Genomic DNA, 23,717 nt, shown 5'->3' with positions numbered 1-23,717 from the left:
AATAATGCAAAGGTCAGATCAGGAAGGTGGCCCCTTCTATGGATAGCTCCGTATTGGTAAATACGGGCACACATTCATCCAGGAAAGGTTGCAGTTCTGTATATTTTGAAGAAAAGTGCCCGATCAGCAGGCGTTTGGCGCCCGCCCTGGCTGCCAGTGTGGCGGCTTGCACAGAGGTGCTATGGAACCGTTCTGCCGCTCTTTCCGCCAGGGCGTTAAGATAAGTGGTCTCATGGTATACGAGGTCTGCCCCGGCCATATGGGGAATCAGTTCCTCATCGTATATCGTATCTGCACAATAAACGTATTTCTTGCCAGGGGCAGGAGGGAGAGTCACCCAGTTATTTTTTACGAGCACGCCATCCTTACGTTGATAATCAGCCCCTTCCTGCAGCTGGGTGTAAAAGGCGGATGGTATTTCGTAGGCCAGGGCCTGTTCCAGGATGATCTTCCTTTTGCGCCGTTGCTGGGCAATAATGAACCCAAAACAAGCTATCCGATGTTTTACCGGGAAAAAGCTTACTTCCAGGTCCCGCTCCTGTACGATCACACCGGCGGCTTCTTCCCGCAGCGCTACAAATGACAGCGGGAACTTTAACTGGGTATAGGAGGCTTCCAGCTGCAGCTGAAGGATAGGCTCCAGCTCCGGTGGGGCGTGAATGATCAGCGGCTCAGTGCGGCCCAGCAGGCTAAGGCTGTTCAGTAGGCCAATGAGCCCAAAGTAATGGTCGCCATGTAAATGACTGATGAAAATATGTTTGATGCGGCTGCGCCTGATCTTGTACAGTACCATTTGTACCTGCGTGCCTTCTCCGCAGTCAATTAACAGCAATTGGTCGTTACAGGTAACTACCTGGGCGGTAGGATGCCTGTCTACAGTAGGGATGGCGGAATTATTGCCTAAGATCGTAACAGCAAACATGCGCCGAAAATAGTAATTAGTTGGCAGTTTGCAGTAAAGGCCGCTGATTCCCCCTATATAACACGTCTGTTTGAACGAAAAACGGGTAAAGCCACCAACCTAAGCAATGCAGACATAAGGCCAGTAAATACTATTCAAATAGTTAGCAACTAACCATTGGTAACATAGGCAGCTATTCTTCGTCCAGCAGCTCGCGTTCCAGCGATTCCATCATTACCATATCGATTGCCTCGGAAAGAGTAGGAGTGATATTTGTGATATCAGGGTATGCACGTAAGGCGGCTGTTAAAGTACTGTTAAGACCAGTGATCGCACAGGAACGTTTGCTGTCATACTGCTGTTGATATACTGTTAAAATGGCCTCTAGTCCCGCGGTGTCTGCTGCTTGTACCAATGCCATATCCAGTATGAGATTCCTGCCGTCCAGCTCAGGTAATTGGGTAACAGTAGTAATAAAATCGGCTGACAAATTAGCATCCAGCAGGGTGATTTCCGGTTGTAAAATCACAATTTTTTCTTTGGTATCAATTTTGAATCTCATCTCTCTGGATCTTGTTTAGTACATTTAGTAAGTATTTGAAGCAAGTCACATCCAAGTGATTAAAGGGACCCTGCCAAAATTCTGTAAGAGGCGGCAACGTAACAAATGCTTTCTCCGTAAGTATTTATAACAGTTAATTCCTGCTACGTACATTACAAAAGTAAATCTTATACTATTAACGTGTTAGAACAAAAGAATCAAAATTATTTGCTAATATTGTATAAACAAGCCCCCGTAAGGGTTTTAATAATTTAATAATCTCACAATGGACCAGAATTTTTCACCGCAAGTAAAGGAGATCATTTCGTTTAGCAGGGAGGAAGCTTTACGCTTGGGAAATGATTTCATAGGCACAGAGCACCTGTTGCTTGGTATTATTCGCGAGGGTGAAGGCACCGCAGTAAAAATTCTGCAGGCACTGAATGTGGACCTCTATGAATTGCGCAAGGAGGTGGAATTGGCCGTAAAAGACAAGACCGGAAAGAATATTGCCAATATCAATAGTCTTCCACTTACAAGGCAGGCAGAAAAAGTCATCAGGGTTACCGTACTAGAGGCGAAGGCGCTCAAAAGCCCCACCGTGGAAACGGAGCACCTGATGCTGTCTATTCTCAAGAATAAGGAAAACGTTTGTACACAAATCTTACAACAGTTTGACGTGGACTACGATACTTTTAAAAACGAATTGGGCTTTGTTAAGTCCACAGATCCTAAGGCCGAGTTCGACGATCCCGGTGAAGAGGAATTCGAAGACGAACGTAAAAGTTTTGCTTCTAAAAGCAAGCAAGCTAATACCAAGTCTAAGACACCCGTGTTGGATAACTTTGGCAGGGACATTACCAAGCTGGCCGAGAGTGGCAGCTTAGACCCCATCGTGGGTCGCGAGCAGGAGATTGAAAGGGTATCCCAGATACTCTCCCGCCGTAAAAAGAATAATCCGATCCTCATCGGAGAACCGGGGGTAGGTAAGACCGCTATCGTGGAAGGCCTGGCCCTCCGCATCGTGCAGCGTAAGGTTTCCCGCGTATTGTTCGACAAACGTGTGGTTAGCCTTGATCTCGCTGCGCTGGTAGCCGGTACTAAATACCGCGGCCAGTTTGAGGAAAGGATGAAAGCCATCATGAATGAGCTGGAAAAGAACCGCGATGTGATCCTGTTCATAGACGAGATCCACACCATCGTGGGCGCTGGCGGCGCTTCCGGATCCCTGGACGCTTCCAACATCTTTAAACCCGCTTTAGCACGTGGCGAACTGCAATGCATTGGCGCTTCCACTTTGGATGAATACCGCATGTATATCGAGAAGGACGGCGCTTTAGACCGCCGCTTCCAGAAAGTGATGGTAGATCCTCCTACTGTGGACGAAACAATACAGATACTCAACAATATCAAACCCAGGTATGAAGAGTATCACAATGTAAGCTACACAGAAGACGCCATTGATGCATGCGTGAAACTGAGCGACCGCTATATGACAGACCGCCTGTTGCCCGATAAGGCCATTGACGTGCTGGATGAAGTAGGCGCCCGTGTGCACCTGAAGAACATCAATGTTCCGCAGAACATTCTCGACCTCGAAAAACAGATTGAGGATATCAAGCAGGAAAAGAATAAGGTCGTGAAGAGCCAACGCTTTGAAGAAGCTGCTGCCCTCCGCGATACTGAAAAGAAACTGGGCGAAGACCTGGAACGTGCCAAAGCCGTTTGGGAAGAAGAAGTGAAGCATAAGCGCTATCCCATCGATGAAGAAGCCATCGCTGAAGTAGTAAGCATGATGACCGGCATTCCGGTAAAACGCATGGTACAGGCAGAATCCGACAAGCTGCGCCGGATGGGTGAAGACCTGAAAGGCGCTGTGGTTGGTCAGGACGAAGCGATCTCCAAGGTTACCAAAGCCATCCAGCGTAATAGGGTGGGCTTAAAGGATCCTAAGAAGCCGATCGGTACTTTTATCTTCCTGGGACCTACCGGGGTTGGTAAGACCGAGCTGGCTAAATCCCTGGCCCGTTACATGTTCGATTCAGAAGATTCACTGATCCGCATAGATATGAGTGAGTATATGGAGAAATTCTCCGTAAGCCGCTTAATCGGTGCGCCTCCGGGATATGTAGGTTATGAAGAAGGCGGTCAGCTGACTGAAAAAGTACGCCGTAAGCCTTACTCCGTGATCCTGCTGGATGAGATCGAGAAAGCGCACCCGGACATCTACAATATCCTGCTCCAGGTACTGGATGATGGTATACTGACAGATGGCCTGGGCCGTAAGGTAGATTTCAAAAATACCCTTATCATCATGACCTCCAATATCGGGGTGCGTCAGTTAAAAGACTTTGGCGCAGGCGTAGGCTTCACCACCGGTACAAGGCAGATGAATGAAGAAGAGAATACCAAGGCGGTGATCGAAAAATCACTGAAACGTACCTTCTCTCCTGAGTTCCTGAACCGTATTGATGATGTAGTGATCTTCAACTCGCTCAGCAAAGAGCATATCTATGTGATCATAGATATCACTATGAAGAGCGTGCTGAAACGCCTCAACAACCTGGGCTTTAGCCTGGAACTGACAGATGAGGCCAAAGGCTTCCTGGCAGAGAAAGGGTATGACCAGCAGTTTGGTGCAAGGCCGCTGCACAGGGCCATCCAGAAATACCTGGAAGATCCCTTGGCAGAAGAGATCCTCAATATGAATATCCATAATGGGGACATCCTGGTGGCAGATCTGGATAAGGAAAACCAGAAACTGATCTTTACCATCAAGAATTTGCCTAAAAGCAAATCCGAAAAATCGGAAGCGTAAGTAGATAATAGTTTTCTTAGATAAAGAAAGGCAGTATCATATGTTGATGCTGCCTTTTTTCTTTTATGTGCCTTGGCGCCCAGGCAGGCGTTTAGCCAAATTCATGACCCACGTTAGCCATGCTGAGGCGCTTTAGGTGACGCCAGTTCTCCTTAAGTTCAGTACAAGATAAGTTCACACGGACCATTTGCGTATTCCTGCACTGTTAAATGCTACTACTTTAAGTAGCTGCGCTATTTGCTGCTAACACAAAAGTGTGATGGCCGATAACGGCATATGTCTCCCTATCATACTCCCTTTGCTTAAAAGACTAATGGTTAATTACCAGTCTGTTAATATAATATCATAAGATCACTTGGTAACTTGAAAGTTAATATGAATTACAATTTGGTAACTAACAAATAATGTTATAAACACATATCAAGATATTGTTATCCACAAAATGGCATCATAATACCATTTTATGATACGCTTAAATACTTGATTTTTGCCATATGATTAATATTGTATATTTCTTTAAACGGTGGGAATATACAATACAGAACAAATTGGCCTTTAGAGGGAAAAGTGGCCTTTTTTTATGACGGTGGACAGTATACTCAAATCACAGGAACGCCAGGCACTGAATAGCGAAGCTGTATCACAGCAGCTCGCAACAAGGCGTAAGAGTACAAACAGTAGAACAATGCCTGAACAGAATCATGCCCTAAAATGGTATGGCCTTTATGTCGGTGGTATTGATTAAACAATCTTATGGAAATTAAAACACAACTATAGGAAGCGATTCCTTCTCTGGTATTTATTGACTAGATAACTATCCTTATATCATGAACAGATCTTTACGTATCGCAGCAAAGCTGCTGGTAGCGGGCTGTCTGGCCTTAGGCTCCATCACCGTGAAAGCCCAGTTAAAAGTGGGTACCAATCCAACCGTCATCCAGAAATCAGCTATCCTGGAACTGGAATCAGACAGGCAGGGTCTGTTATTGCCCCGCCTTACGGATACCGCGGCCATTAACGCCATTACCCCGGCCCCATTAGACGGTATGATCATCTTCCTGTCCAAAACGCCGCATGTTGGTTTATACGTTAGGACTGGCGGGCACTGGGAACAGATGGCTGACAATGGTACTGCTACTGGCAACTGGACCCTGACCGGTAACGCTGCCACTGACCCCACCAAAAACTTTATCGGTACTACAGACGCGAAAGAGCTGGTGATCAAAGCTAACAACACTGAGGCTATCCGCGTAGCTACCACGGGCGATGTACAACTGAAACAAGTTGGGACCGGCGCAGTGGGTGACCTGGAAGTACTGGTATTAGGCACTGGTGGTACTGTAATGAGACGTACTATCTCTGCCACTGCATTCACTTCTGCTATCAACAGCCTGAACGGCTCTACCGGAGCTGCCCAGACTATCGCGGCTGGTAGCGCTGGTACTGATTTCGGGATTGCAGATGCAGGTAATGTGCATACTATTAATATCCCTACCCAGGATGGTTCTGCTACAAGAGGTCTGTTAACGCAGGCTGACTGGAATAAGCTGAATAATGCCCAAAAAACGATCGTAATAGGCACCTTCTCTACAGCGCCTATCCCTACCGGCTTATCACTGGATGCTGCTGGTAACCTGGTGCTGCATGCTGCAGACGCTACTAATCCCGGTGCTGTTTCCGTTGGCGCACAGACCTTTGCCGGTGCTAAAACCTTCCAGGATGACCTGGTAGCAAGCGGTAAGCTGAATGTAACCGGTGCAACTACCTTGGGTGGTGCGCTGAATATCACCAATGCTCCTGCAAATGCTGCAACTGCTGAAAATGATGTGCTGATCCGCACTGCTTCCGGCCTGGTGTTAAAGAAAACATTGAATCCTGCTGCTTTCGACGGCGCTATTCAGAAAATAAACGGCCAAACAGGTCCTGCTGTATCCTTCAAAACTGGTACTGCTGGTACTGATGTTGCTTTAGACAGCACCACCACTACTAATGTAATTACACTGAATGTACCGGATGCTGCCGTGGGCGCACGTGGTGTAGTAAACACCCAGCAACAGGCTTTTAAAGGCGCTAAATCATATGATTCTGTAATGGTTGGCGGAGCCGCTGTGCCTAACTCTACTTTACAGGTAGATGGTTCCGTGTCAATGGCTATCAGAAGGGTAACTGCTAACACCACTGTAGGCGCAACTGATAATACTATACTGGTAGTGCCTTCCGCGCCTGTAACCGTTACGCTGCCTGCTGCTACTGCTGTAAAAGGAAGGATTTACACAATTAAGAAAATATTGGCTGGCGTTGTGCCCGATAATATAGACAACTCCGTAACCATCGATGTTGCCGGCGGCGGCCAGATCGAAGGTGGCAGCAGTTACGCTATCTACAATGCCTGGACTTTTGTAACCGTGCAGTCAGATGGCGTTGCCTGGTTTATTATCAAGAAATAAGCTAAAACAATATTTAACAGGAGCGTCGCAAGGGCGCTCCTGTTATCCTGTTTTAATGATGTTACTTCCTTCTAACCTTTCGTATGTGATCCTGTGATGAAAATAACGCTACCTATCCGTATCTGTATGCTGGCTGCAATGGCAATATGCACGGCAACCGCAATACAGGCGCAACAATTAAAGCTGGGCACTAACCCAACGGCAGTAAAGAAATCTGCGCTGCTGGAACTGGAAAGTACCAACCAGGGTTTACTGTTAACCCGCATTAGCGATACTTCTACGCTTACCTCTCCCATAAAAGCGGCGCTGGATGGTACCCTTATCTACCTTACTACAGACAACTCCCTGCGTATCCGTTCACTGGGTCAATGGCAAAAACTATCCACAGGCGCCGGCGGAACCGGCACTATTACCCTGAGCGGCGATCTTACAGGCACTGGTACAGGTACCGTGCCTGCCACGATCAATAACCAGGCGGTGACCTTTGCCAAATTCCAGAACATCAATACACAGCGGCTGTTAGGCAGATTTGCGGCAGGCGCAGGCAGCGTACAGGAAATAACGCTGGATAATTCGCTGGGCCTTACGACCGGAGGTGTATTGTATGCGGATAGCACGAAACCAATCTGGAATGCCAGCCGGATATTAGGCAGGCCTATCTCCGGTACAGCGCCAACGGATGGTTATGTATTGAAGTGGAATACTGCTGCATCACAATGGATCCCGGCAGACGATATTACCGGTGGCGCCTCCTATGGCGACCTTCCGGATAGAAATATAGCCAAAGCAGATGCGCCGGATCCAAAATACAGGATGAAGATATGGGCCGGCCCAACAGGCACGGCCGCGGGTACCGTACAGAGCGGCCCCCTGGGTACCGCTGCATTTGCTTGGAGCGTACTGGCATTCCAGAACGGCGCTTATACCACGCAGCTATACTTTGATAAAAATACACTGGCATTAAGAGAGTGGCAGGGCAATGCTGCGCCGTTGCAACCTAATGCAGGCCCGCCGGTTAATCCCTGGTATAAGGTGGTGACTACGCATGGAGACAATGTCTTCACGGATGGCGGCCTCATTTTCGCCGGTAAGACCTCCGATGCTAGTTCAGAAGTAAAACAGGACGCAGCTAACCTGTTCTGGGATAATGGCAGCAAAGAATTGGGGGTGGGCACAAATGCCCCCAACAGCACATTACACGTGAATGGTAGTTTTACCCTGCCTGCAAGAGCGTTCAATCATAGTGGCAATAATACTACCACGGATATAACGGCAGACGACTATACGGTAGTAAGAACTGGTAACAATGGTACCGTAACCTTCCGGCTTCCGAGTCCTTCTGGTTGCCCCGGAAGGATTTATGTATTGAAACGTGACGGAGGGGCTGTTAATGTAACATCTCAGGGCGGCGGTACGGTGGAAGAGACCTCAATTGCCGCCGATAAGGCGTATACCTACCAGGCAGTTGGTAACACCTGGTATGTAATAGCTGAATATTAAAGCATGTATAGATTTTCCTTATTGTGAAAATAAAACCTCTGAAATATTTACTCTCAATATTATTACTAAGCGTTATCCTACCAGCTTTCGCCCAGCAGGATACCTATATCCCGCCAGGCGGCCAGGCCTGGTTGTTTGGTAATGCGCCGGCAGCTATGTATGGCAATATGCAGCTGGATGGTACGCTGGGCTCCAGTGCTAATGCCCAGTTATATTTCATGGGTAAGAAGTGGACGAATGGCAATAGCGCTGCCCTGCCAGATGAAAGTGCTAACGGTCTAAACGGTACCGGCGGTATGTTCCGGTTTTCTTCCGCAAATATGCTATATGGCAATACCGGCCAGCAAACTGTTTATGGCGGCTACAACGTAGCCTCCGGCGCCGGCGTAAGCTTTCCCAACCTGGAAATAAGCAACGGGGCAGGCCTGCTGCTGGACGACCTGAGCGATCTTAAAGTGCGTAATACCCTCAACTTCGCCAGCGGCCATATATTCCTCAATGGCTGGAACCTGGTGGTGGGGCAAAATAATCCCGGTACGATCACCGGTTACAGTGACCAGCGTTTTGTAGTGAATGGCGGCGGCGTAGCCGGCGGTTTCCTTTACCGCGAAGGGCTCAGCGCCACCACAGGCAGGATCGTATTCCCGGTTGGTACGGCCCCCGGCTCCTATTCGCCCGCTGCGGTAGATTATAAGGGCGCGCCGGATATATTCCATGTGCGCGTGTTTGATGATATCTATGCGGCGGCCATCAGCGGCGCGGAAATGCAGGATACCTTTATCAATAAAACCTGGAACGTTGGCCATGTGCTGCCAGGCAGCGCGCCTACGGATGTGATCCTGCAGCACATGAACGCTGCCATGGAAATGCCGGTGTATGCGGACAACCGTGATAGCAGCTATATTACCCGTTTTGGCAACGGTACCTGGGACCGCCTGCCCGTACTGCCGTTCCAGCCGCAGAGCGGTACCCTTACCACCCAGGCTATGGGTAGCAGCGCTACCATGCACCTGCGCAGGTTTACGGCGGGCATCAGCCCTAACGAGTACTTCTCCAAGACCGTACTCTTTGCGGAAATGGCGCCCCCGGCCCAATTCATAGAGTTCAATGCCTGGAGGGCTACAATAGATTTTGTACAATTGAAATGGTCTACAAGCAGGGAGGTTAATAATGCGGTGTTTGAGATCCAGCGCCGTCTCGAGAACGAAACAGATTTTACCACCGTTGCCAGAGTGCCTACGCAGGCCCCCGGCGGTTACAGCAATGTACGGCTGGACTATCCCTACCAGGATGCGAACGACTATGACGGCTGGAGCTATTACCGTATCAAAGCGGTTTCCCGCACCGGCCAGGTTACTTATACAGACATAAAGCCGGTACCGCCGCTGATCCAGATAGATGTATATCCTAACCCGAACTTTGGCCAGTTCCATGTGCGCATCCGCGGTATCCGCGCTGCCATGAAACTACAGGTGATCAATACCTGGGGACAACAACTCCGCATGTATAATGTGGAAAGGGATGCAGATATAGCTGTGAGGGAACTGCCGGCCAGCATCTATTACCTGGTGTTATCTTACGAAGCAACACAGGTCATTGCCTACCGCACCAAGGTAGTGGTGATCGGACAAAAATAAACCGTGGATAAAAAGCAAAAGCGGATGTAAGCCTTACTGCTGCATTCGCTTTTGCTTTTTCCTTTTTTACTTTTTACTTTTGCATAAACTCCCCGGTATTTTGAAGAAGATCATTATAACAATAGACGGTTATTCCTCTTGTGGAAAAAGCACACTGGCAAAGCAATTGGCCAGGGAACTGGACTATGTTTATATAGACAGTGGCGCTATGTACCGGGCTATTACCCTTTACTTTATCCAAAACCGGGTGGATTGGGCCAATTCCGCCGCTGTGGCAGAAGCGCTTACCAATATCCAGCTGGAGTTTGAATATGATGAGCTGCACCATGAGCAGGCTTCCATGTACCTGAATGGCGAAAATGTAGAGCCGCTGATCCGCGACATGGTAGTAGCGGACAAAGTGAGCGAAGTGGCCGCCATCCGCGAGGTACGCGAGTTTGCCGTTGCACAGCAGCAGCAGATGGGAGAGAAGAAAGGTATTGTAATGGATGGCCGCGATATTGGCACTACGGTATTTCCCCATGCAGAGCTGAAGATCTTCATGACCGCTGATACCGCCATCCGCGTGGAGCGCAGGTTCCGCGAACTGTATGCAAAGAATAAAAATATCACGCTGCAAGAGGTGAAAGAGAACCTGGAGCTGCGGGACTATATAGATTCCAACCGTGAAATAAGCCCCCTACGCAAAGCAGCCGATGCTATTATATTGGATAACAGTCAGTTAAGCATGGACGAACAGCTGCAGCTGGCTCTTCAATGGGTAGAGGACGCTACTATGGTACAGTCTTCCTGATGCCTGCTGATCCGCGCCGGTCATAAATAATTCACCCCATAAGCATAAATATTTTTCTGATTTAGAGAAACGTTTTATACATTTGTTTTGATTCCGTTAACCTGCGGAACTCTCCAATAATTTGCCACATCCTTTAGAATTTCCTGCGATACATTTTTTCCACCTTATCCATATGTAAAAAACCACACTGGTCTTATTGGCAGCGCAATGAGTGTAGTTGTATTATGTGTGCGGCATGGCGGCACGATAAGCCTGCAGGGTATGGTTATTGATTACTGAACATATTGTGATTCTGGAAGATTTTAGCCTGACTGTATCCAACAAGACCTCTGCTATTAACCGTAAGATAATTGGTATCGATATAAACCAAAAAACAACCGGCTGGTTGCCAGCACGGTCGTTATAAACTTAATGTGGAGTAGGATTGGGAAATCCAGTCTTATTTCATGTTTTCAGTAGGTGTATTCGGTTAATAGGAAGAAGGGGCGAATTCTTTCGCCCTTTCGCTTTTTTAAAAATTGTCGTGAAGTATATAAATATAAGTGGGGGACAACGGTCTATAACAGCCAATAATGCCGTGTGCCGTTCCCACAGCATAACTGTTCATTCTTAACTATTATTTAACTAACTTGTGTAGGTTCTATTACCCTACTGATCCATGTTCAGCAAAGGCGCCTGTTTTTTACTGATTTTTACCCTATGGGCGATTGGGAGTACACGGGGGCAGGATTCGATGTTGGTGAGTCGTACGCTTGATTCCGCAAGGGCATTGCCTAATGATACCGGCAAAGTGAATTGGTTCATTGAGAGAGGTAAGGCAATGTCTTATTACTTCGACGCCAGGAAAGAAGAAAACCCCTTCTTCCAGGAGGCTATTGCACTGGGCCTGCGTTTGCGGTACGCCCGGGGGCTTACGAATGTATATAATGAAATAGGTACTAATAAAAGGAATAAGTCGCAATACATACTGGCTGCAGACTATCATGAGAAGGCCATAAAGAGCGCAGAAGAAACCAGGGACGATCGTCTTATTGGACTCTCCCTTAATAACGCCGGCGTTGATAACCGGCGTATGGACCAGTTACAGAAAGCCTTCGAATATCATTTCCGGGCGCTCCACGCCGCAGAGAAGGTGAACGACGTCCGCAATATCTGTGTAGCTATCAACAGCATTGGTAATATAGAGCTCTCCACCAATAAATTTACGGATGCCATTGGCCACTTTACCAAGGCCCTGGCGCTTGAGGAACAGAGTAAGAACGACCTGGGCGTGGCCATTAACCTGGGTAATATAGGATATGCCTATCAGGGCCTGGGTAAGATAGACCTGGCCATTGAGTTCTACAAACGTTCCCTGGCGGTGAACCAGCGGCTGAAGAATAATACGGGCATGGCTATCTGTTATAATTCCCTGGGGGCAGCCTACCAGGAAAAAAAGGACTATGCCCATGCCATGGATGCGCTGCAAAGGGCCCTGGCAGTGAATGATAAGGTAGATGATAAGGTGCACATGGCGGAAAGTTATCTGAATATCGGAAAGCTGCTAAGCCGGCAGGGTAAACATGAAGAGGCCCGCGCATATATGCAGCGTTCGGTAGACCTGAGCCTCTACTGGGGCTTTAAATCTATGTTGATGGAAGCCTATAAGGCCCTGGCGGCGGATTATAAAGACAGCGGCGACTTTAAGCGGTCTTTGGAAGCCCAGGACACCTCGCTGGTATATAAAGACAGCATACTGAATGAAAGCACCGCCATGGTGCTGGCCCAGACAAGGGCTATTTATGATGTGGACCGGAAGGATAACCAGATCAAACTGCTGGAACATGACAAGCAGCTTAGCGAGATGCGTACCAAGCGCAATATCGTATACACCTTTTCTACGGCTGGTTTCCTGCTGATGCTGGCCATTGGCGGGTTTTTCTATATCCGTCACCGTAACCTGGAGGCCAACAAGCATACGCTGCAGCTGGAGCTGCGCTCCCTGCGCGCGCAGATGAACCCGCATTTTATCTTTAACTCCCTGAGCTCCATACACCGTTTTATCTGGAGCAATAACCAGGAGGAGGCGTCCGATTACCTGACCAAGTTCTCCAAGCTGATGCGTATGATCCTGGATAATACCCAGCATACCTTTATCTCTGTAAATAAGGAGGTGGAATCCCTGCGCCTGTATGTGGACCTGGAGCGGCTGCGCTGTAACGGCGTATTTGAATATAATATCAATGTGGCGGACAACATCAACGATGAGGAAGTGATGATCCCGCCCATGATCATACAACCCTATGTGGAGAACGCCATCTGGCATGGCCTGGTGCATAAATCCGGCAAAGGGGTGCTGGATATCAGCATCACTGCCAATGGCCGTACCCTGACCTGTATTGTAACTGATAATGGCATTGGCCGCAAGAGAGCACTGGAAATAAAGCAGAAAAAAGGAGAGACCCACCGTTCTATGGGTATGCAGGTAACCGAAGGCCGGATAGACCTGATCCGGAAGATCAATAACAGCCGGGAAACAAATGTGACCATCACAGACCTGGAAGATGAAAGCGGCAAGCCTGCAGGGACACAGGTAGCTATCATACTTCCCGTAGAACATATTTTTTAGAAAACCTACAAACACAGTAACATGAGCGAACTAAAAGCGATCATTGTCGATGATGAGCAACATTGCATAGACGCCCTCAGAACGATGCTGGAGAAGAAATGCCCTGAAGTGACGGTGCTGGCCGGGGTAAATAGCGTAAGCGAAGCCAAGGGGCTGATAGACGAGTTGCAGCCTGACCTGGTGTTCCTGGATGTAGAGATGCCCCATCAAAATGGATTTGAGCTATTAAAGCAGTTTGATAAAGTGTGGTTTGATGTGATCTTTACCACAGCATTTGAACAATATGCATTGAAAGCCATTAAATTCAATGCCCTGGATTACCTGTTAAAGCCTTTTAGCGTACAGGAACTGCAGGAGGCCGTACAGAAGTCGAGGGAAAGGAAGACGGCCGGCCGCCCAAAAGAACAGACCTCTTCGCCCCTGGATGTATTCCTCCAGAATATGAAGACCCTGCACCAAACGCACCGCAAGATAGCCCTGCCCACTATTAACGGCCTGGTATTTATGCCTGTACAGAATATAGTACGCTGTGAATCTACCGGCAACTATACCAAGATCTTTTTTACGGATAAGAAACACCTGCTGGTATCCCGGCCTTTAAAGGAGTTTGAGGAGCTGTTATCGGATGTGGACTTCTTCCGGGTACATAACTCGCACCTTATTAACCTGCAGCAGATGCAGTCCTATATACAGGGCGAAGGTGGTTTTGCATTGATGACCGATGGGACGCAGGTAGAAGTTTCAAGACGCAGAAAGGCGGAGTTCCTGAAAAGAGCTATGCAATTTTAATCATTCCAGATTTATCCGTTTTTACGCCACTTATTTAAAATAACCTGCCGGATAATAAATGGGCATTGCAGAGGCATAATGGAACCGGTATTTTCGTATTACGAATTTGAAATGAGTACAATATAAAATTCTTTATAAAAATCTTTTTTTCTCTGCATTACTAGCATTGAGTAGCCCCAAAGAAAAAAGGCACCCTCGGGTGTCTTTTTTAATGCGCTGAACTTTACCAATAGACTTGTACGTTATACCCGTTGCAATCGGTATCATCCAGCTGACATGATCAATAAAGAGATATAACAAGACCAGGCGAAAACTGGTCAAATCACACTGATTTTAGCTGCTTTTGATGGCTATCCTGATGTTGCAATCGGTAGCATTTTCTATTATCAGCAAAAAAGGCGGTAGTCAATCCTCATCAGCATTAACACATCATTTCCAGCTCTCCGCCAGTTCATCTGCTTTATGCTCCAGTCCATAAAAGGAAAGTAGCTTACGGATCACGCCTTCCACCAATGCATCCGGACAGGAGGCGCCGCTGGTCAGCATAATGGTGACAACATCCTGGTCAGGCAGGAAGCTAAAGCTATGCAGCTCCTGTTTATGATGGAAATCCCAATGGCGGATCTCATTGGCAGACAGCAGCTTTTCATCAGAGGAGATAAAGAAGGTAGGCATCTTTTCTTCGCACAGTTCTACCAGGTGGGAAGTATTGGAGCTGTTATACCCCCCTACCACAATGGCCAGGTCTGCCGGTACCTGCAGCATGCCGGTCACCGCGCTTTGGTTATCATTGGTGGCATAACAAAGGGTATCGCGGGTATCTGCAAAACGTTCGCCCGCATTGGCCTCGTGCTGGTATTTTTCCAGGATCACGCCGCGGATATAATCCGCAATGGCCTGGGTCTCAGTGGCCAGCATGGTGGTCTGGTTCACTACGCCCACCCGTTGCAGGTCCGTTTCTACGTTAAAACCGGGGGAATACTGGCCCTTAAATAGTTCCGCAAACTCAGCGGCCGGTCTTTTACCGCTGATGAATTCTCCCAGCAGCTGGGCCTCCGCCATGTCTTTTACCACCACGGTGGGGGTGGTGTGGCGGCTGTGGGAAAAGGTGGCCCGGGTTTCTTCATGCCCGGGTTTACCGTGTACAACAACGGTATAGGCTTTCTGGCCTATCTGCTCCGCCCTGTTCCATACTTTTTCCACGAAGGGGCAGGTAGTATTATATTGTAAAGGGGAAATACCCAGTGCTGATAGCCGGGCTTCTATTTCCAGGGTGGTGCCAAAAGCGGGGATGATCACAATATCATCCGGTTGCAGGGCTTCCCAGGGCACCAGCTGGTTGCCGCTGGTATCCATAATGAACTGTACCCCTTTCTCCAGCAGGTCATCGTTCACGTGGGGGTTGTGGATCATTTCGCTCAGCAGGAAGATCCTTTTGCCCGGGTTCTCATCCACCGTACGGAAAGCTATATCAATGGCGTTCTCCACCCCGTAGCAGAATCCAAAATGGCGGGCCAGCATGATCTTTAATGTGCCAAAATCCAGCAGGGTAGGGCTAAAGTCCTTTTTCATCCTGTCTTGCTGCTTACGGCGGTTCTTAATGGCGGTGATCAGCGGGCTACGGTAAATAATGGGAACGTTAAATGTCTTCATAAATTCGAGCAATTGATGGAGAAAGGCATCGTACAATGCATAGGATGCTTTCTTACCCTGCAAAGGTAATCATTGGCGATGCAATAGTGCGCATGTAGGAATTAATCGCGGCTGTGTTTATCCAGCCAGGCCTTTTCCTCCGGGCTTAGGCTGCTGATGCCTTTTTCGTTGATCTTGTCCAGCAGCTGGTCCAGCCGGGACTGTCTGTTCTCTTCCACTTTTTTCACCACTTTGAGCGGGGATTTTTTGGGTTTGAAGGAAGTGCGCCGGGATTTGGGCGCGGCTGATACGGTGCTGCCATTACGGCCGCCGGACAGGGCATCGAACACCCAGATCAACGGTTGACAGAGATCCGCGCCGTTCTTAAGCAGCTTTATATAGATGAAACCCAGGGCTGCGCCGCCAAGGTGGGCGATCATGCCGCCCATATTGCCCTGTGGTATGGAGATGAGGTCCAATACGATCACGGCCAGCGCCAGCCATTTGAGCCTTACGCTGCCTAGCAGTAACAAGCCTATTTCGTAGTTGGGGGTTAGGGTGGCGCAGGCTACCAGCAGGCACATAACGGAGGCGGAGGCGCCCAGCAGGGGAAGACCTACTCCCGCGGGCATCAGTATATAAAAGGTCAGGATATACAGCAGGCCGCCCGCTATACCGCCCAGCAGGTAGAGGGGCAGGATCCGTTTATTACCCAGGAAAGTACGGAACAGGTTGCCGAACCAATAGAGGTTCAACATATTAAAGAAAATATGGAAGATGTTGAGATGGGTGAACATGTAGGTAACCAGTCCCCAGGGCTTGCGGATAAAGGTGCCTAGCTCGGAGTGCAATACCAGCTGGTCAAATGTGAACGAAAAGATGGTGCCGGGCCCGCCAAAATAAGCGATCAGGTACAGGAGCCCCAACACCACAAAAACCACAATATTCCAGAATAAAAGATGATTGACCGTGTTGCCTTGCCTGAGCCAGTAGCGGATGTCCGATTGAAAAGAAGTGCCGTTCATACCTGAAATTACTATTTACCGGAGAATTGGTCCGGGGTTTAACGAAATTTTAAATGAATTTACGAGGTTCCGGGCGGTTATAAAAACGCAGGAGGGCGAAGGCTGCCCTCTTTTCCATAAATCCCGGTGAATACCGGTCCCACCATGGGTATTAAACCAATTTTTTCGTATCTTTGCCGTCCCGTAAAGGATCCCGGGTTAACCGGTAGAACCCTTTCCGGTAAAAAACTTTAAAATTTAATATGGAAGAAAACAACATTATTAACGAACAAAACGCTGAACAACAGGCTCCCCAGGCAGCTACTGCCGAGGTAGAGACAGCGACACCAAATGTACCTGTTGTGGCCACTGCTCACGATGATTTTGATTGGAGCGTGGACAAACGTAACGTTTCTTCTTACAGCAAAGAAGAAAAACTGAAGTACGATCAAACGTATGACAGCACCTTTAAGGTGATCGAAGAAAATGGGTTGATCAACGGTATGGTTGTGGGTTTAACCAAAACTGACGTAGTGATCAACATCGGCTTCAAATCTGACGGCCTCATCTCCCTGAACGAGTTCCGCGATCTGCAGAACCTGAAAGTAGGCGATGAAGTGGAAGTATTGGTAGTTGAAAAAGAAGACCGGAGCGGTAACCTGCACCTGAGCCGCAAACAAGCGCGCCAGCAACGTGCATGGGAACGCATCGTGGAAGTGTACAAGACCGGCGAAGTGGTTACTGGTACTGTTACCAGCAAAACCAAAGGCGGCTTGATCGTAGACGTTTATGGCATGGAAACATTCCTGCCCGGTTCTCAGATCGATGTGAAACCGGTTACCGACTACGACCAGTTTGTAAGCAAAACCATGGAGTTCAAGGTGGTGAAGGTAAACGAAGCCATCCGCAACGCCGTAGTTTCTCACAAAGCGCTCATCGAAAGCGACATCGAACAACAGCGCGTAGATATCATCTCCAAACTGGAGAAAGGCCAGGTACTGGAAGGTACTATCAAGAACATCACCGACTTTGGCGCGTTTATCGACCTGGGCGGCCTGGATGGCTTGTTGTACATCACAGATATCAGCTGGGGACGTATCTCTCACCCGAGCGAAATACTGCAGATGGATCAGAAGATCAACGTGGTGGTATTGGACTTCGACGACGAGAAGAAACGTATCAGCCTGGGCTACAAACAGCTCACCCCGCATCCGTGGGATACTTTACCGGCACACATTACCGAAGGTGCTAAAGTGAAAGGTAAAGTAGTGAACATCGAAGATTACGGCGCATTCCTGGAAATTCTGCCTGGCGTAGAAGGTCTGGTGCACGTATCTGAGATCTCCTGGGCTTCTACCCCTATCAATGCAAAAGAATTCTTCAAATTAGGCGAAGAGTACGAAGCAGTGGTAGTTACCCTGAGCAAGGACGAGCGTAAGATGAGCCTGTCCATCAAACAGCTTACGGAAGATCCCTGGGCTACTATCGAAACCAAATTCCCGCTGGAAAGCCGTCATAAAGGTATCGTGAAGAACATCACTCCTTATGGCGTATTCGTAGAGCTGGAAACAGGTATCGGCGGTATGATCCACATCTCTGACCTGAGCTGGATCAAACGTTTCAACCACCCCAGCGAATACACGAAGGTGGGTAACGAGATCGAAGTAGTGATACTAGGCATAGACAAGGACAACCGCAAACTGAGCCTGGGCCACAAACAGATCGAAGAAGATCCCTGGAACACTTTCGAAACTATATTCCCGATCGGTTCTCACCATGAAGGTACTGTAGTGAAGAAAGATGAGAAAGGCGCTACCGTTCAGCTGCAATACGGCCTGGAAGCTTACGCTCCTGCCCGTCACCTGCGCACGGAAGATGAGAAACCCATCAACGTTGAAGATGTGAAAGAATTCCAGATCATCGAATTCGATCGCAGCGAAAAACGTATCCTGGTATCTCATACCCGCGTATGGGAAGCTGCTAAAGCTGAAGAGAAAGAAGCAGTTGCCAAAGAGAAGAAAGCGGATGCTGACAAAACACGTAAGGCTGTTAAGAACCTCCAGAGCAAGGTAGAAAAAGCTACCCTGGGCGATCTGGGTGCACTGGCAGAACTGCGCGAGAAGCTGAAGCAATCTGAAGGCGGCGAGAAGAAAGAAGGCGAATAATTAGTCAAGCTATCAAGTGAGATATAAACCCTCCCGGTAAACGGGAGGGTTTTTTTATGCCCATCAAACTAGGACAGCATGGGACACGGCGGGATAGCATGGGATGCCCGTCCTGAAAGCCTAGCCTATTTTCATAGACGACAGTTCCACGTATTACTCATTATTTAAACACTACGTTATGGTAAGACTATTGTTTACCCGCAATAGCCGGAAGCTATGGCAGCAGTGCGGTATTCCCGTATTTTTGCTGGCCGCTACGCTCCCCGCTGCCCCGGCCATTGCATCCTTCCACGAAATCCCCGTATTTTTTCAACAACCCGCTACAGTAAAGATCACCGGCCAGGTGGTAGACGCGCAGGACCATTCGCCTTTGGTGGGTGTTACCATTGCCGTAAAAGGCACGTCCCAGGGCACCACTACGGATGTAAATGGCCGTTTTACGCTGTCCGCACCTGCCGGCAGCACATTGGCCATCACCTATGTCGGGTATGAGCTAAAAGAGCAGACGGTAACAGATGGCGGCGCCGCCATCACCATTGCGCTGTCCAAAAACAGTAAAAGCCTGAATGAGATAGTGGTGGTAAGTTATGGCACCCAAAAGCAGCGTAACATCACCGGCTCTATCAGCACGGTAAATGCGAAGGAAATGGAAGATATGCCGGTAGGCCAGTTTGCCCAGAAATTACAGGGCAAGGTACCGGGCGTGCAGATCAACCAATCCACCGGGCGCCCCGGCCAGGGGATGAGCTTCCGTATACGCGGCGCTGCCTCCCTTAATGCCGGTAATGGGCCTCTCTTTGTAGTGGATGGCCAGCCATTGGTAGGCGATATCAACAACATTAACCCGGATGAGATAGAGAATTTCTCCGTGCTCAAGGACGCTTCTGCTACCTCCCTGTACGGCTCCCGTGCTGCCAACGGCGTGGTGCTCATCACCACCAAACAGGCCCGCCTGGGCCAGACCAGGGTGCAGCTGAACGCTTATTACGGCGTACAGCAGGTGCCACAGCGCGGCCGTCCGGATGTAATGAATGGCCGTGAATTTGCCGAATTCAAAAAGGCCTATTATGAAGATAAGATCCGTTATGAAAACTGGACAGACCCCGCTACCGGCCTGGCAGAAGTGCCGGATGAATTCCGCAACCCGGAGCAGTATGGAGAAGGCACTGATTGGTTCAATACGCTGATCCGTAGCGCGCCCGTGCAGAACTATTCTGTATCCGTATCCTCCGGAACGGAGAAGTTCTCTTCCAGCATAGTGGCTGGTTATTTTAACCAGGAAGGGATATTATACAACACCGGCTATCAGCGTTATTCATTCCGTGCCAATAACGAGTTCCGGCCCAATGACCGGCTTAAGCTGGGTTTTAATATTGCGCCCACGCAGATGCGGGAGCATAATACCCGCGCCAATACAGACGGTTATTGGCAGATCATCCAGGCGGCCACCATGACCACGCCGCTAAAACCGGCTATTAACCCGGATGGCTCGCTGCCGCTTACGGCCACTTCTACCGGTATGTTCCCTAATCCCAATTGGTACAGGGTATTGCAGGAAAAGCTGGACGATTTCAAGACCAACCGCCTGCTGGGTAATGTGTATGCAGAGCTGGAGCTGCTACGCGGCCTGAAGTTCCGAACCCATGCGGATGTGGACCTGGGCGGCGAAACGCATAATAATTTTGTGCCGTCCACCTCTGTAGGCCAGGTATTCGTAGCGCCGCCGCAAAAGGCTACCGGTACTTATGGCACCGTTAATTATAATTCATGGTTGAACGAGAATATACTTTCCTATAATACGGTCATCGGCAAAGCCCATAGTATAGACGCATTGGTGGGATATACCGCCCAGCAGTTCAGGGCAGACAGCAGCTATATAAATGGTACGGACTTTCCGGATGATGATATACACTGGCTTAGCAATGCGGCTACTAAAACAGCTGCTTCCAGCTATACTTCTGTTTGGTCGCTGGTATCTATGATAGGCCGCCTTAATTATGCCTATAAGGATAAATACCTGTTGTCTGGCGCGGTACGCCGTGACGGCTCTTCCCGTTTTGGCGCAGACCGTAAATGGGGTTGGTTCCCTTCTGTATCTGCCGGCTGGGTAGCGAGCGAAGAACCTTTCCTGGAGGCCCTGCCTGTGGTGAGTTTCCTGAAGCTGCGTGCCAGTTATGGGCTTACCGGTAACAATAATATTGGCAACTATAATTCCATTGCGCGTATAGGCGTGACCAACTATGTGTTCGGCAACTCGTTATCCGCAGGTAAATCCATTACGGAGCTGGGTAACCCGGATCTGGGCTGGGAAACTACCAAACAGTTTGATGCTGGTTTGGATATAGGCCTGTTTGATGATCGCATCTATTTTACTTATGACTACTACCGTAAGGTAACAGATGGTATGCTGTATTCCGTAGAGCTGCCGCGTGCCTCGGGCTTTTCCTCTGTAAAGTATAATATAGGCAAGTTCAATTTCTGGGGACATGAGTTTGGCATCAGCTCCCGCAACCTGACCGGCGCGCTGAAATGGAATACGGACCTGAACGTGACGATAGCCCGTAATAAGGTAATGCAGCTGGGCACCAATAATACGCCTATAGGCGGTTATGCGGAGCAGGGCGATTACTGGCGTACAGAAGTAGGCCGCCCCATGGGCCAGTTCTATGGCTATGTGTTTGATGGCGTGTATATGACGCAGCAGGAGCTCGCGAGCCAGCCTAAACATGCCAGCTCAGATGTAGGTACTGTGCGTATGAAGGATACGAATGGCGATAAGGAGGTAAACATTAATGACCGCACGTTTATCGGTGATCCTACGCCTAAATTCATTTTTGGTATCAGCAATGATTTCCGCTACAAACGTTTTGATCTCAATTTTGTGATCTCCGGCGCGGTGGGCGGTAAGATAATGGATGTTTCCTATGAAATGACACAGAACCTGGATGCCGTATTTAATGTGCGTAAGGCCATGGCCAACCATTGGCGCTCAGAGCAGGACCCCGGTAATGGCCTGGTGCCGCGTACCAAGGATGGCACTACGGCATTGTACCGCTTTACCAATGACAGCTGGGTGTTTGATGGCACTTATGCCACGTTGAAGAATATTACCCTGGGTTATACACTCCCCTTCCGCAACCTTAAATACATAAAGGATCTGCGGGTATATGGCAGTATACAGCAGGCGCTGGTGCTCACCAAATACAGGGGCATGAACCCGGAAGTAAGCGCCAATGGCCTGGACGGTCTGCGGCAGGGCGTGGATAACACGGCCTACCCGGTACCGCGTACATTCTCCATGGGCGTAAACGTGAATTTCTGAACCATCCAACAACCAACAACATGAAAAACTATTTGCTTTATATCATCGTTTTTGCAGCGGCATTATGCTCCTGCAAGCAGGACTTCCTGGAGCTAACGCCGGAAGACAGCCCTAATGCCAACGACTTCTTTAAAACAGAAGCCCAGTTCCAGCAGGCGCTTACCGGCGCGTATCAGTCGCTGCGCGGCATGGCCTCGCAGAGCGCTTACCTGATGGGAGAGATGCGGTCTGATAACACGCACTATGATTTCTACGCCAAGGACCGCGGCATCCATATCCTGCGCCGGGAGAATATTGATAATTTCTTGGATGATGCCCAGAACCAATGGTCTAACCAGTTCTATTTTGACGCCTACACGGGTATAGCCCGCTGTAATACGGTAATAAGCCGCTTGGAAAGCGTAGAGCTGGGTGCTGCTGTAGAGGACCAGCTATCAGCAGAAGCCCGTTTTTTGCGCGCTTATTATTATTTTAACCTGGTAAGGTATTTTGGCGGGGTGCCCCTGTACCTGAAAGAGGTCATTAAACAGGAAGACGCTTTTGTTCCCCGTGCTACTGCGGAGGAAACCTATAACACCATTATCGAAGACGCTAAATATGCCATCAGCAAATTAGCGGCGCCGGCGGCCTTTCCGCAAACAGGCCGCGCTACATTGGGCGCAGCTAAAACACTGCTGGCAGAAGTGTATATTACACGTAAGCAATATGCGGAGGCAAGCCCTTTACTGAAGGATGTGACCCAAATGGGCTACGCGCTTTTAAGCAACTACGCGGATGTATATGCATTACAGAACAAGAACAGTACAGAGTCTGTACTGGAAGCGCAATTCCAGCAGGGCGACCAGGGGCAGCAGAGCCAGTTTATTTACTGGTTTATGCCCAAGACAAAGGATGCCAAGCCCATTACCGGCGTTACGGCTAATACCCTGCTTACCGGTGGCTGGAATGTGCCCACGCAGGATATGCTGGACGCTTATGAGCCCGGGGATAAACGCAAAGATGCGTCCGTTGCCGTGGCAGAAGGCGTGATTGATACGGATGGAGAGTTTAAGGCAGAATCCTTAAAAAGCATCGTAAATTATCAGGCGCCCGCGGGCAAGGTATACAGGTTGTTTATCCGTAAATACCTGCATGCGCATTCCCGCGAAGCCAATACGGATGATAACTGGCCGCTGTACCGTTATGCAGATGTGTTGCTGCTGCTGGCGGAAAGCCTGAACGAAGAAGGGAAGGGCGCAGAAGCGCTGCCCTATCTGAACCAGGTACGCACGCGGGCCGGCTTAACAGCTGCTACTGCTACAGACCAGGCCACGTTACGGGATATCATCGCCCATGAAAGGAGGGTAGAGCTGGCATTTGAGAACCACCGCTGGAATGACCTGGTACGCACCGGCAAAGCCATCACCGTAATGACGGCCCACGGCGTTAAACTGAAACAGCAATACAGCTATCTGACGGCCAGTTCTTACCAGGTAACGCAGAACCGGCTGGTTTACCCGATCCCTTATTCGGAGATGCAGTTGAACAAACAATTGATACAAAACAACGGATATTAAACAT

General features: G+C 49.0%; 14 protein-coding genes. 10 read left to right on the top strand and 4 right to left on the bottom strand.

Annotation, left to right across the window (positions count from 1 at the left end):
* Positions 1–13 precede the first annotated feature (13 nt).
* Entirely contained in the window at positions 14–922 is a 909-nt protein-coding gene (locus F0L74_RS29250; RefSeq protein ID WP_149841432.1) for a ribonuclease Z, read from the bottom strand.
* Between the two features lie 172 nt (positions 923–1,094).
* Positions 1,095–1,463 (bottom strand): STAS domain-containing protein, encoded by a 369-nt coding sequence (locus F0L74_RS29245; RefSeq protein ID WP_149841431.1) that lies wholly within the window; start codon positions 1,461–1,463, stop codon positions 1,095–1,097.
* A gap of 265 nt (positions 1,464–1,728) precedes the next feature.
* Between F0L74_RS29245 and F0L74_RS29240 the strand changes: the two genes are divergently transcribed.
* The 7 genes from F0L74_RS29240 (at position 1,729) to F0L74_RS29210 (ending at position 14,034) form a co-directional block, all read left to right on the top strand.
* On the top strand, positions 1,729–4,260 hold the full coding sequence (locus tag F0L74_RS29240; RefSeq protein ID WP_149841430.1) for an ATP-dependent Clp protease ATP-binding subunit: 2,532 nt from the start codon (positions 1,729–1,731) through the stop codon (positions 4,258–4,260).
* Between the two features lie 827 nt (positions 4,261–5,087).
* Entirely contained in the window at positions 5,088–6,707 is a 1,620-nt protein-coding gene (locus F0L74_RS29235; RefSeq protein ID WP_149841429.1) for a phage tail-like protein, read from the top strand.
* 96 nt (positions 6,708–6,803) lie between these two features.
* Positions 6,804–8,207 (top strand): phage tail-like protein, encoded by a 1,404-nt coding sequence (locus F0L74_RS29230; protein WP_149841428.1) that lies wholly within the window; start codon positions 6,804–6,806, stop codon positions 8,205–8,207.
* A 23-nt stretch (positions 8,208–8,230) separates the two neighbouring features.
* Positions 8,231–9,844: a T9SS type A sorting domain-containing protein gene (locus F0L74_RS29225; protein ID WP_149841427.1), complete on the top strand. Its 1,614-nt coding sequence runs from the start codon at positions 8,231–8,233 to the stop codon at positions 9,842–9,844.
* A gap of 100 nt (positions 9,845–9,944) precedes the next feature.
* Positions 9,945–10,637, top strand: coding sequence for a (d)CMP kinase (cmk, locus tag F0L74_RS29220; protein ID WP_149841426.1), 693 nt, complete (start codon positions 9,945–9,947; stop codon positions 10,635–10,637).
* A gap of 739 nt (positions 10,638–11,376) precedes the next feature.
* Positions 11,377–13,245 carry a tetratricopeptide repeat-containing sensor histidine kinase gene (locus tag F0L74_RS29215; protein ID WP_188316216.1) on the top strand — a complete coding sequence of 623 codons (1,869 nt, stop codon included), beginning with the start codon at positions 11,377–11,379 and terminating at the stop codon, positions 13,243–13,245.
* 21 nt (positions 13,246–13,266) lie between these two features.
* The gene (locus tag F0L74_RS29210) at positions 13,267–14,034 is read left to right on the top strand and encodes a LytR/AlgR family response regulator transcription factor (RefSeq protein WP_149841424.1); all 768 of its coding nucleotides are present in this window, start codon (positions 13,267–13,269) and stop codon (positions 14,032–14,034) included.
* 429 nt (positions 14,035–14,463) lie between these two features.
* On the opposite strand, the gene F0L74_RS29205 is transcribed toward F0L74_RS29210, so the two are convergent.
* The gene (locus F0L74_RS29205) at positions 14,464–15,687 is read right to left on the bottom strand and encodes a 4-hydroxy-3-methylbut-2-enyl diphosphate reductase (protein WP_149841423.1); all 1,224 of its coding nucleotides are present in this window, start codon (positions 15,685–15,687) and stop codon (positions 14,464–14,466) included.
* A gap of 101 nt (positions 15,688–15,788) precedes the next feature.
* Positions 15,789–16,691 (bottom strand): rhomboid family intramembrane serine protease, encoded by a 903-nt coding sequence (locus F0L74_RS29200; protein ID WP_149841422.1) that lies wholly within the window; start codon positions 16,689–16,691, stop codon positions 15,789–15,791.
* Positions 16,692–16,933: 242 nt separating this feature from the next.
* Between F0L74_RS29200 and rpsA the strand changes: the two genes are divergently transcribed.
* From rpsA to F0L74_RS29185, 3 genes are all read left to right on the top strand, one after another.
* Positions 16,934–18,835, top strand: a complete 1,902-nt coding sequence (gene rpsA, locus F0L74_RS29195) for a 30S ribosomal protein S1 (RefSeq protein WP_149841421.1) — start codon at positions 16,934–16,936, stop codon at positions 18,833–18,835.
* A 178-nt stretch (positions 18,836–19,013) separates the two neighbouring features.
* Positions 19,014–22,157, top strand: coding sequence for a SusC/RagA family TonB-linked outer membrane protein (locus F0L74_RS29190; protein WP_149841420.1), 3,144 nt, complete (start codon positions 19,014–19,016; stop codon positions 22,155–22,157).
* A gap of 20 nt (positions 22,158–22,177) precedes the next feature.
* A complete protein-coding gene (locus tag F0L74_RS29185) occupies positions 22,178–23,713 on the top strand; it encodes a RagB/SusD family nutrient uptake outer membrane protein (RefSeq protein WP_149841419.1) in 1,536 nt (511 codons plus the stop codon).
* Positions 23,714–23,717 lie beyond the last annotated feature (4 nt).

The organism is Chitinophaga agrisoli (genome assembly GCF_008386695.1).
GTDB classification, from domain to species: domain Bacteria; phylum Bacteroidota; class Bacteroidia; order Chitinophagales; family Chitinophagaceae; genus Chitinophaga; species Chitinophaga agrisoli.
The sequence above is the reverse complement of the archived record's forward strand: the minus strand, read 5'-3'. Positions and strand labels throughout refer to the sequence as shown.

Coding starts and splice junctions, on each gene's coding strand:
- F0L74_RS29200 (WP_149841422.1), bottom strand. CDS start 16,691: ATGAACGGCACTTCTTTTCAATCGGACATCCGCTACTGGCTCAGGCAA.
- rpsA (WP_149841421.1), top strand. CDS start 16,934: ATGGAAGAAAACAACATTATTAACGAACAAAACGCTGAACAACAGGCT.
- F0L74_RS29185 (WP_149841419.1), top strand. CDS start 22,178: ATGAAAAACTATTTGCTTTATATCATCGTTTTTGCAGCGGCATTATGC.
- F0L74_RS29240 (WP_149841430.1), top strand. CDS start 1,729: ATGGACCAGAATTTTTCACCGCAAGTAAAGGAGATCATTTCGTTTAGC.
- F0L74_RS29250 (WP_149841432.1), bottom strand. CDS start 922: ATGTTTGCTGTTACGATCTTAGGCAATAATTCCGCCATCCCTACTGTA.
- F0L74_RS29230 (WP_149841428.1), top strand. CDS start 6,804: ATGAAAATAACGCTACCTATCCGTATCTGTATGCTGGCTGCAATGGCA.
- F0L74_RS29245 (WP_149841431.1), bottom strand. CDS start 1,463: ATGAGATTCAAAATTGATACCAAAGAAAAAATTGTGATTTTACAACCG.
- F0L74_RS29190 (WP_149841420.1), top strand. CDS start 19,014: ATGGTAAGACTATTGTTTACCCGCAATAGCCGGAAGCTATGGCAGCAG.
- F0L74_RS29235 (WP_149841429.1), top strand. CDS start 5,088: ATGAACAGATCTTTACGTATCGCAGCAAAGCTGCTGGTAGCGGGCTGT.
- F0L74_RS29210 (WP_149841424.1), top strand. CDS start 13,267: ATGAGCGAACTAAAAGCGATCATTGTCGATGATGAGCAACATTGCATA.
- F0L74_RS29205 (WP_149841423.1), bottom strand. CDS start 15,687: ATGAAGACATTTAACGTTCCCATTATTTACCGTAGCCCGCTGATCACC.